The sequence below is a fragment of the Sulfuriferula thiophila genome (assembly GCF_003864975.1).
Classification (GTDB): Bacteria; Pseudomonadota; Gammaproteobacteria; order Burkholderiales; family Sulfuriferulaceae; genus Sulfuriferula; species Sulfuriferula thiophila.
The window spans coordinates 552004-560965 of sequence record NZ_BHGL01000007.1 but is presented as its reverse complement, the minus strand read 5'-3'; the positions used below and the strand labels follow the sequence as shown (position 1 = coordinate 560965).

Annotated in this window: 12 protein-coding genes; 6 read left to right on the top strand and 6 right to left on the bottom strand. The window is 54.2% G+C overall.

The window, feature by feature from the left end; genetic code table 11:
• Window positions 1–212, top strand: a 212-nt coding sequence (locus EJE49_RS14210) for a hypothetical protein (protein ID WP_223246789.1), incomplete at its 5' end; no start/stop codon positions are given.
• A gap of 317 nt (window positions 213–529) precedes the next feature.
• On the opposite strand, the gene cyaY is transcribed toward EJE49_RS14210, so the two are convergent.
• Window positions 530–847, bottom strand: coding sequence for an iron donor protein CyaY (gene cyaY, locus EJE49_RS07500; RefSeq protein ID WP_124949767.1), 318 nt, complete (start codon window positions 845–847; stop codon window positions 530–532).
• A gap of 27 nt (window positions 848–874) precedes the next feature.
• Between cyaY and lptM the strand changes: the two genes are divergently transcribed.
• From lptM to EJE49_RS07475, 5 genes are all read left to right on the top strand, one after another.
• A complete protein-coding gene (gene lptM / locus EJE49_RS14420) occupies window positions 875–1036 on the top strand; it encodes an LPS translocon maturation chaperone LptM (RefSeq protein WP_370685820.1) in 162 nt (53 codons plus the stop codon).
• Window positions 1033–2265 carry a diaminopimelate decarboxylase gene (lysA, locus tag EJE49_RS07490; RefSeq protein ID WP_124949765.1) on the top strand — a complete coding sequence of 411 codons (1233 nt, stop codon included), beginning with the start codon at window positions 1033–1035 and terminating at the stop codon, window positions 2263–2265. The genes lptM and lysA overlap by 4 nt, the downstream gene beginning before the upstream one ends.
• A gap of 212 nt (window positions 2266–2477) precedes the next feature.
• Window positions 2478–3410 carry a protein-methionine-sulfoxide reductase catalytic subunit MsrP gene (gene msrP, locus EJE49_RS07485; protein ID WP_124949764.1) on the top strand — a complete coding sequence of 311 codons (933 nt, stop codon included), beginning with the start codon at window positions 2478–2480 and terminating at the stop codon, window positions 3408–3410.
• Window positions 3410–4003 carry a protein-methionine-sulfoxide reductase heme-binding subunit MsrQ gene (gene msrQ / locus EJE49_RS07480; protein ID WP_124949763.1) on the top strand — a complete coding sequence of 198 codons (594 nt, stop codon included), beginning with the start codon at window positions 3410–3412 and terminating at the stop codon, window positions 4001–4003. The genes msrP and msrQ overlap by 1 nt, the downstream gene beginning before the upstream one ends.
• Window positions 4004–4006: 3 nt before the next feature.
• A complete protein-coding gene (locus EJE49_RS07475) occupies window positions 4007–5446 on the top strand; it encodes a cryptochrome/photolyase family protein (RefSeq protein ID WP_124949762.1) in 1440 nt (479 codons plus the stop codon).
• Here the strand turns inward: EJE49_RS07475 and EJE49_RS07470 are convergent.
• From EJE49_RS07470 to EJE49_RS07450, 5 genes are all read right to left on the bottom strand, one after another.
• Window positions 5443–6594 carry a TGL-type protein-glutamine gamma-glutamyltransferase gene (locus EJE49_RS07470; protein ID WP_189941756.1) on the bottom strand — a complete coding sequence of 384 codons (1152 nt, stop codon included), beginning with the start codon at window positions 6592–6594 and terminating at the stop codon, window positions 5443–5445. The two genes, EJE49_RS07475 and EJE49_RS07470, sit on opposite strands and share 4 nt — an antisense overlap.
• A 119-nt stretch (window positions 6595–6713) precedes the next feature.
• Window positions 6714–7223, bottom strand: a complete 510-nt coding sequence (locus EJE49_RS07465; RefSeq protein WP_124949761.1) for a hypothetical protein — start codon at window positions 7221–7223, stop codon at window positions 6714–6716.
• Window positions 7224–7403: 180 nt separating this feature from the next.
• Window positions 7404–8021 carry a PAQR family membrane homeostasis protein TrhA gene (gene trhA, locus EJE49_RS07460; protein ID WP_124949760.1) on the bottom strand — a complete coding sequence of 206 codons (618 nt, stop codon included), beginning with the start codon at window positions 8019–8021 and terminating at the stop codon, window positions 7404–7406.
• Window positions 8022–8040: 19 nt separating this feature from the next.
• On the bottom strand, window positions 8041–8694 hold the full coding sequence (locus EJE49_RS07455) for a YiaD family glycine zipper/OmpA-like lipoprotein (RefSeq protein WP_124949759.1): 654 nt from the start codon (window positions 8692–8694) through the stop codon (window positions 8041–8043).
• Window positions 8695–8738: 44 nt separating this feature from the next.
• Complete coding sequence (locus tag EJE49_RS07450; protein WP_124949758.1) at window positions 8739–8888, bottom strand: DUF3096 domain-containing protein; 150 nt, start codon at window positions 8886–8888, stop codon at window positions 8739–8741.
• Between the last annotated feature and the right edge of the window lie 74 nt (window positions 8889–8962).

Genomic DNA, 8962 nt, shown 5'->3' with positions numbered 1-8962 from the left:
ATGGCTGCAATCTTTACCTATACTCAAAATTATTGATTGGGGGCTTGGCAAAAAAGTGGGCGTCCATGTATAAAAGTAAGGGGCTGGCCACGTCTGGAGCGCAACGTAGCCCGGAAAGCAAAACAATACCACAAGCCCAACCGAAGCTGCATAACGGCCAGTCCCACTTGACTGCAATGTTAGATGTGAACAGCGTTTCTGCTACGGCATAAGCCATAAAACACCCCCAGCACACGAATACACCACCACGCACAACAATGCTTGTTTTCTTAAATAATCATGCTCTGGTGGCAGTAAGTTGTTATTAAACACCCAGGCTGGGGATAGGATGGCGTACTGCTTTGACCATTTCTCTATGCCAACCACGTGTTGGTATGCGATTGCCCAAATGATCAAATAAACGCCAACTGCCATTATGGCGATTATAAGGAGGAAAACTTTTGCGATTATTTCCATAAGGCGTCATCTAACGTTATTTAGACACCTGTTTGGTGCCGATTAAAATTAATAAAACAGATCGAAATAGCAATTAACCAAACTCAACCCTACCCCCACCCTGCTGCGCTATCATCTGCGCCAGGCTGGCAAACATTTCGCTGCCATCGCGCGAGTTGCGCCAGGCGTTGTCTTCCCATTTGTAATGAAAGCCACCGGATTTGGCGGCGACCCACATTTCATGCATGGCGGCCTGGCGGTTGACGATGATCTTGCCGCCTGCGCCGCAGTCAATTTCGAGAACATTGCCGGCGGCGAGTTCGAAGTCGACATCGCCGTCGGCGTTTTCCAGGGCGGATTCGATCTGGCGGAAGGTTTCGTCGGTGAGTTGGTTAAATTCGGTTTCGGTCATGGTGGTCCCTCATGATAGACTTCGTTCATGTTCGTTTACTTAAAAGACATTGATATGCAACGCCGTGCTTTTACTTACATTATTCAGGCCATATTGTGCGCCGCACTGTTATCGCTGACAGGCTGCGGCACCAAAGGCGCATTGTATCTTCCCCAAAAACCGACTCAAACGCAAGCGACTCAACCATGAATGTGACTGATTTATCCCCTTTTAACGCCGCTGATTTAAACCATATCGCGGAAACTTACAGTACGCCTTGTTATGTCTACGACCACGCCACGCTGGAGGCGGCATACCATGCTTTCGATCAGGCTTTGCAGTCGCGGCCTCATCTGGTGTGTTACGCGGTGAAAGCCAACCCTACGCTGGCGATTCTGAACACTTTTGCCCGCCTCGGCGCGGGCTTTGATATCGTGTCCGGCGGCGAGCTGCAGCGTGTGCTGGCCGCGGGTGGCGATGCGGCCAAGGTGGTGTTTTCCGGTGTGGGTAAAACCAGCGACGAGATGCGGCTGGCACTGGCGCACGGTATTTTGTGCTTTAACGTGGAATCGGAGAGCGAGCTGTACCGTCTCAACGAAGTCGCGGGCGAGATGGGCCGGATCGCGCCGATCAGCTTGCGCGTTAATCCCGATGTAGATGCCAAGACCCACCCGTATATCTCTACCGGGCTGAAAGGCAACAAATTCGGCGTGGCGCATGAAGATGCGCTGCGTCTGTATCGTCTGGCTGCGGCGTTGCCGCATCTGGAAATTACCGGTATCGACTGCCATATCGGTTCGCAACTCACCGAAACCCGACCGTTTGCCGATGCGCTGGATCGCGTGCTGGCATTAGTCGATCAGCTCGCGCTGGAAGGTATCGAGTTGCACCATCTGGATCTGGGCGGTGGTCTGGGTATCTGTTATCAGGATGAAACCCCGCCGCTGGTGCAGGATTATCTTGGCGCGCTGCTGCAGAAACTCGAAGGCCGCAAGCAGACCATACTGGTGGAGCCGGGTCGGGCGCTGGTGGGCAATGCCGGCGTGCTGCTGACGCGGGTGGAATACCTGAAACAGGGCACCGAGAAAAATTTCGCTATCGTCGACGCGGCGATGAACGATCTGATGCGCCCTGCCCTGTATGACGCTTATCACGCTATCGTGCCGGTCAATCCGCGCGATGACGCCACCGAGGTTTATGAAATTGTCGGACCAGTGTGCGAAAGTGGCGATTTCCTTGGCCACGAACGGCCTTTGGCGCTGGCCGAGGGCGACCTGCTGGCGATCAAATCCGCCGGCGCTTACGGCATGTCGATGAGCTCGAACTACAATACCCGCCCGCGTGCTGCCGAAGTGATGGTGCATGATGGCAAGGTAACGCTGGTGCGGGAACGCGAAGCGATACTGGCACTGTTTGCGCTGGAGCGGGTGCTGGGCTGATGCGTTAGCGTGAACCTTGGGCGAAAGGCATTGTCCACTAAAGACACGAAAAGCACGAAAAAATGCAAAAACGAAACAAATGCACTTAAGCATGATTTGACCGTGGTGGTTGCCTGTTAGCATAAGAATTGAAGAGTCTGTGGTTTATTTTCGTGCTTTTCGTGTGGTTCGTGGACAGCCGGCAACATATGTAAATAATCAGGAGATGCGCCATGCTCATACGTTCTACCAAGGATATTCCGTCCTCTGAAATTACCCCGGAGGCGGTGTATCTGCGCCGCCGTCAGTTCATGCAGGCTGGGGCGGTCGTCGCTGCCGGAGCATTGTTGCCAGGGGTGAGCGAGGCCAGTGTGCGATTGGCGGCGGTGGTGAATAACCGCTATAGCACGCCGGAGAAGCAGACGCCGTACAAGGACGTCACTACCTACAACAACTATTACGAATTCGGTACTGACAAGTCCGACCCCGCCGAAAACGCACAAAACCTGAAAACCCGGCCGTGGACGGTAAGCATCGAGGGCGAAGTCAAACATCCCAAGGTGTGGGATATCGACGCGCTGCTCAAGGCTTTCCCGCTGGAAGAGCGTATCTACCGGATGCGTTGTGTGGAAGGCTGGTCGATGGTGATTCCATGGGTGGGTATTCCGCTGGCGAGTCTGATCCGGCAGGTGGAGCCGACCGGCAATGCCAAGTACGTTGAATTTACTACGCTGCACGACCCGGCACAAATGACCGGGCAGCGCCGCGCAGTGCTGGACTGGCCGTATATCGAAGGCCTGCGTCTGGACGAGGCGATGCATCCGCTGACCATACTGGCGGTGGGTTTGTACGGGCAGACCCTGCCCAACCAGAACGGCGCGCCGATACGATTGGTTGTGCCGTGGAAATACGGTTTCAAGAGTGCCAAGGCCATCGTGCGTATCCGCTTTACCGAGCAGCAGCCGGCAACAGCATGGGGACGCAGCGCGCCGAGTGAATACGGCTTCTACTCGAACGTGAACCCTGCGGTCGATCATCCGCGCTGGAGTCAGGCCAAGGAGCGCCGTATCGGCGAATTCTTCAAGCGCGACACGCTGGCGTTTAACGGTTACGGCGATCAGGTGGCACAGCTGTATCGCGGCATGGATCTGCGGAAATACTATTAATGGCGGTGGCATCGGCGGCACAGCTACGCTGGCTCAAGATCGGGGTGTTTGTGCTGGCATGTTATCCCCTGCTGCGTCTGATTTTCCTCGGGGTGACGGATGGCCTCGGCACCAATCCCATCGAATTCATTACCCGTTCCAGCGGCACCTGGACGCTGGTTGGCCTGATGCTGACGCTGACGGTGACGCCGTTACGGCAACTGAGCGGCTGGAACAGCCTGCTGCGGGTGCGACGCATGCTCGGCCTGTTTTCATTTTTTTATGCCTGTCTGCATTTCATTACCTACATCTGGCTCGATCAGTTCTTTGATTTTGCCGCGATCATCAAGGATGTGTACAAGCGGCCGTTCATTACCGTGGGATTCAGTGCTTTTGTGTTGCTGATCCCGCTGGCGCTGACTTCCAGCAATAACATGATTCGGCGTCTGGGTGCCAGACGCTGGCAACTGCTGCACCGGCTGGTGTATGTGATTGCCATACTCGGTGTGCTGCACTACGCCTGGCTGGTGAAAAAGGACCTGACCCAGCCGCTGATCTACGCGGCGGTACTGACCGTATTATTGGGCTGGCGCGTGTTGCACCGGCGGCGTTAATTGATGAAAACCGATAAACCCGAAACTGCCCTGCTCTGGCTGCGCCGTGATCTGCGTCTGCACGATCATGCCGCGCTGCACCATGCGGCGATCGCTGCCGGGCAAGTTGTGGTGGTGTTCATCTTTGACAGCGAAATATTGCAAGACTTGCCGCGGCAGGACCGGCGGGTGGAATTCATCTGGGAGTGTGTCAGCGCATTAAAACGGACGCTGGAGGCGCGTGGCAGCAGTCTGGTTGTGCGCCATGGCTCGGCGGTTGAGCTGATTCCGCAACTGGCCGCAGAATATGATGCCGATGCGGTATTCTGCAATCGTGATTACGAGCCACTGGCTTTGCAGCGTGATGCGCTGGTGGCTGAGCAATTGACGGCGGTGGGTCGGCATTTGTACAGCTACAAGGATCAGGTGGTGTTTGAATGCGACGAGGTGCTGACGCAAACCGGTAAGCCTTTTGGCGTATTCACACCGTACAAAAATGCCTGGTTGAAAAAACTCACCCCACTATACCTGCAACCCTATCCAAGTGAGGCTGATTACGCCCCGCTGTTGCCGCAAAGCATGCCGGAGCTGGCTGAGCTTGGGTTTGAGCGCAGCAATTTACAGCAACTGGGTATCAAGACCGGTGTGGATGGTGCAGCACAATTGTGGGAGGATTTTGTTGAGCGTATCGACCGCTATCAGGATGCCCGCGATTTCCCTGCCATTAAGGGGCCGTCGTATCTGTCTGTGCATTTACGCTTTGGTACCCTTTCCATTCGCCAGTTGGTGAATTATGCCTATCACCATGGCGGTGCCGGGGCGCAGACCTGGCTATCGGAGCTGATCTGGCGCGAGTTTTATCAGCAGGTATTATGCCATCATCCTGAACTGGCGTTAGGGCATAGCTATAAATCCGACTTTGATGCTATCGTCTGGCCGAATCCACCCGGGCATTTTGAAGCCTGGTGTCAGGCGCGCACTGGCTATCCTGTCGTCGACGCCGCAATGCGTCAGCTCAACCAGACTGGCTATATGCATAACCGCCTGCGCATGATTGCCGCGTCGTTTCTGGTGAAGGATCTGCATGTGGACTGGCGCTGGGGCGAGGCGTATTTTGCTGAACAGCTGCTTGACTATGACTTTGCCGCCAACAATGGCGGCTGGCAGTGGTGCGCGTCCACTGGCTGTGATGCGCAACCGTGGTTCCGCATCTTTAACCCCGTCACCCAGTCACAACGCTTCGATGCTGAAGGTCGATTCATCAAGCGTTATCTGCCTGAGCTTGCCGCCGTGCCAGCCAAATTAATTCATGCGCCCTGGCTACTGTCAGCAGCACAGCAACAGGATTTCGGGGTGAAAATCGGGCAGGATTACCCAGCGCCCGTAGTCAATCATGCGCAGGCACGGGAGTTGACGCTGGCGTTGTTCAAGACGCATAGTGCATCAACTGGCACGCCGGATTAACTTATACACAATCCCAGATCGGCCGTGTGCGGGCACACCCAGCGCGGATATTCGCGGGTTGTGTCGATGCAGCCTCCCTCGACATAGACGCCTGTAGGCTCGCGCAGTCGCAGCATTTGCGTCAGGATACGTTCGACCTCGACGGGGTCTTGCATGGATTCGCTCACCCGGGCTTCTACTACGGATTCGTCGAGCTGCAATTCACCGGCCAGATCATGATAAGTCGCGTTGCGCCAGTGGTACAGTTCCAGGCATTTGCTGGTCAGGGTGTAGGGCTGGTCGCGTTTCCAGAAATTGCTGAATAACCCGTTGCCGAGATAGAACACCCATGAACCTTCGTAGCCCATGATATCCGAGGAATGCGGGTCAGGATTGCGAAACCACAGGCGGTCGCCGGGGACATAGTATTTGGGTGGTAACGGCGTTTCCATGGAGCCGTATTCGCGTAAAAATACATCATGGAATTTGCCCGACATAATGGCTTGTTGTTCCCATTGTTGTTGCAGTTGCTGGTGCAGCGCCGGGTTGCTGGCCATGAGCTCTTGCGCGATACCGAGCAGAATGACGTATTCGGTGGCGCGGTAACAGGAGAATGAATACAGCTTACCGGAGTCGTCGGGTTGTGTGGCTTTCTGCAGTGCCTTGATCAGGGGTTGGCCTGGCAATACGGTGAAACCGTTTTCTTCACTGTAGGTCCAGTATTCCGCAGGGCGTTCTGCTGCTGCGGTATCAAACGCCATTGCGGTGCTGCGTCCGGCTGTGACTATGTTGTGGCGGATGCGCACCGCCGCTTGCAGCTCGTCATGACTTGGAAATTCGAAAGCCACCGGACTCAGCAGCATGGCCAGCAGGATTTCTCGCGTCAGGTCTGTGCTGCTGGTTTGGGTGTCCAGTTGCAGGTGGGTGCATAATTGCATGGTGTCGCAATCAGGCGCCCACTCGCCTGCAATTTCCTCGTGGAGCAGGAAACGTATGCTATAGCGGCCTGATTCTGCAGACAGGATGGTGTGTACAAAACGGTGCAGCTTCAGAGTTTCCAGTTGTTGCTGCAAAGCTTGCTGGGCGGTGATTATGTGCGCTAGTGTGGGGCTTTGTATCAGTATGCCACCCTGTTCAGGGTGGTGATGCATTGAGGTGGTGGTGCGCAAGCTTGTCTCCATAAGCAGCATGATATTTTCAACAATATCATGCAGTTGCTTACATTTATCTTACGTCTTAAGCATTTTCTATTCTGTTATTCATGCTCGGGATTCACCAGCCCGGCAATTCAGGCGGCATGCCGGTTGTCATTGAGGGCAGCATCTGTCAGGGCCGTTTGCGGTGCGAGTAGCACCTGCAGTTCAAGATCGCTCATTTTGACTATTTTATCGGTAAGCGCATCGATGTCGCTCACAATCTGTCTGGTCTGGGTTTTGATCTGGGTCAGCAATTCGTTAACCTGATGGCTGGCTAGCAGTTTTTCCAATTCCAGCACTTTATCGCCGCCAAACAAGCGTCCAAGCAGGGACGTATTTTCTGCCTTGTCGAGCACTTTCAGGTGTGTGCGTATTTCCAAATAAGCAGCTTTGGATTCTTCCATCATGCGGAACAAGGCGAGCTGCGATAAAGCCTGGTGTTCGGCACAGTAGCTGCGGTCAGCATTATTCGTCAGACTTTGCGCATAGGCAAAAGGCTCATCCAGTGATAGGCCTTCGATGAGTGCGTGAACGTGATTGACCAAAGCCTTATGGGCTTTTTTACTGTCGCGCAAGCAATTGATAATGGCTAACTTGTTCATGGTTTTCTCCTGCAATTGAGTTCGGTTGGTTCCATTGTAATGACTAATTGAAAAGACGACTGTCAACAATTGTTAACTCACATTGCAGGACTTTTGAACAGGAAATACGGGCTTATCAGGCCGAATTTCAGGGTGGCGTATTAGGTACGGAATTGCGCGGGTTTTTAAGCGACTGGCGGATCAGACAACATAAAACAGGATGGTAAAATAATGCGCAGCACTGCCAGCAACGACGAACAGATGCCAGATGCCGTGCCAGTGTTTGAATTTGTAATCGTAGGCATAAAAGATGATACCGCCGGTATACAGCAGCCCGCCAGCGGCCAGCCAGATAAATCCGGCAGTGCCTAATGCGTGCATCAATGGCTTGATGGCGGCGAGCGCAACCCAGCCCATGAGCACGTAGATCACCACGGAGAGTATTCTGGCCGAGTTTTTGGGACGCAGCTCTTGCAGCATGCCCAGTATGGCTAGCGTCCATACGATAGCGAGCAGTGTCCAGCCCCAGGTGCCGTGCAGTGTTACCAGACAGAACGGCGTGTAACTCCCCGCAATCAGGAGGTAGATTGCCTGGTAGTCGAGTTTGCGCAGCACGTCTTTAGCACGACCGCGCAAGCTATGATAGAGCGTGGATATGGTATACAGCAACACCAGCGTGGTGCTGTAAATGGAGATGCCGATTATCTTTAATGCATTGCCGTGCAGTGCAGCCAGTACGATCAGCAGTACCCCGCCAGCCAGCGCCAATACGGCGCCAACCAGATGGCTGATTGCATTGAAGCGTTCGCCATGGTACATGCTGGTCGTCGGCTGGCGTTTACTGCTGTGGCTGTGCTACAAAAATTTCCACACGACGGTTCTTGGCACGGCCGGCGCTGGTGTCATTCGACGCAACCGGCTCATGTGAACCACGGCCATTGATGGTGAAACGCGCCGGCGCAACGCCACGGGTGGTCAGGTAATCACGGGTGCGCGCGGCGCGATCCTGTGATAATGGATTGTTAATCGCATCGCTGCCGGTATTGTCGGTATGGCCGACAATAGTAACCATAGTGGCCGGGTTGTCATTGAGGCTGCTGGCGAATTTATCCAGAATCGCGCGGAAATTCGGTTGTATGTCCGAACGGCCGGTTTCAAATGAAATGTCGCTAGGAATCTCCAGTTTCAAACGGTTATCCGGCGTCTGGCTGACTTGTACGCCAGTTCCCTGGGTAGCTTGCTCCATCTGCTGTTTCTGCGCTTCCATTTTTTTCGACCATATATTGCCGGCAACTGCACCGGCAATACCACCCAGGGCTGCGCCAGTGGCTGCACGGCTACCGCCACCCCCCGCTGTTGTGGCGCCGATGATCGCACCGAGGCCGGCGCCTATTCCGGCACCTGTCGCTGTGCCTTTTTGTGTTTCCGACATATTGGCGCAGCCGGTGAGTGCAATGCTTGCTACGAGTGTACTGATGAGTAATTTACGCATTTTGAATCTCCAGGAGGGGTGACTGTTACAGTTAACGTACTTAATTAATGAAAGCTGCCGGTACCGAACAGGCCAATCAGACCAATGATGATCAGATAAATAGCCACGATCAGATTCAGCATTCTGGGCATGATCAGAATAAGGATGCCGGCGATGAGTGCAACAAGTGGGCCGATGGTCAGGTGCAGATTCATGGTGTGAGTCCTTATTCTGGAAGTGTCATGGTTAAATTCGGCTCGATATTGCTTTCGAAGCAGCGATACGTTTC

Excerpts from the sequence above, each read along its gene's own strand:
- EJE49_RS07465 (WP_124949761.1), bottom strand. The coding sequence starts at position 7,223 with ATGAACAAGTTAGCCATTATCAATTGCTTGCGCGACAGTAAAAAAGCC.
- msrP (WP_124949764.1), top strand. The coding sequence starts at position 2,478 with ATGCTCATACGTTCTACCAAGGATATTCCGTCCTCTGAAATTACCCCG.
- lptM (WP_370685820.1), top strand. The coding sequence starts at position 875 with ATGTTCGTTTACTTAAAAGACATTGATATGCAACGCCGTGCTTTTACT.
- EJE49_RS07475 (WP_124949762.1), top strand. The coding sequence starts at position 4,007 with ATGAAAACCGATAAACCCGAAACTGCCCTGCTCTGGCTGCGCCGTGAT.
- EJE49_RS07455 (WP_124949759.1), bottom strand. The coding sequence starts at position 8,694 with ATGCGTAAATTACTCATCAGTACACTCGTAGCAAGCATTGCACTCACC.
- cyaY (WP_124949767.1), bottom strand. The coding sequence starts at position 847 with ATGACCGAAACCGAATTTAACCAACTCACCGACGAAACCTTCCGCCAG.
- EJE49_RS07450 (WP_124949758.1), bottom strand. The coding sequence starts at position 8,888 with ATGAATCTGCACCTGACCATCGGCCCACTTGTTGCACTCATCGCCGGC.
- trhA (WP_124949760.1), bottom strand. The coding sequence starts at position 8,021 with ATGTACCATGGCGAACGCTTCAATGCAATCAGCCATCTGGTTGGCGCC.
- lysA (WP_124949765.1), top strand. The coding sequence starts at position 1,033 with ATGAATGTGACTGATTTATCCCCTTTTAACGCCGCTGATTTAAACCAT.
- msrQ (WP_124949763.1), top strand. The coding sequence starts at position 3,410 with ATGGCGGTGGCATCGGCGGCACAGCTACGCTGGCTCAAGATCGGGGTG.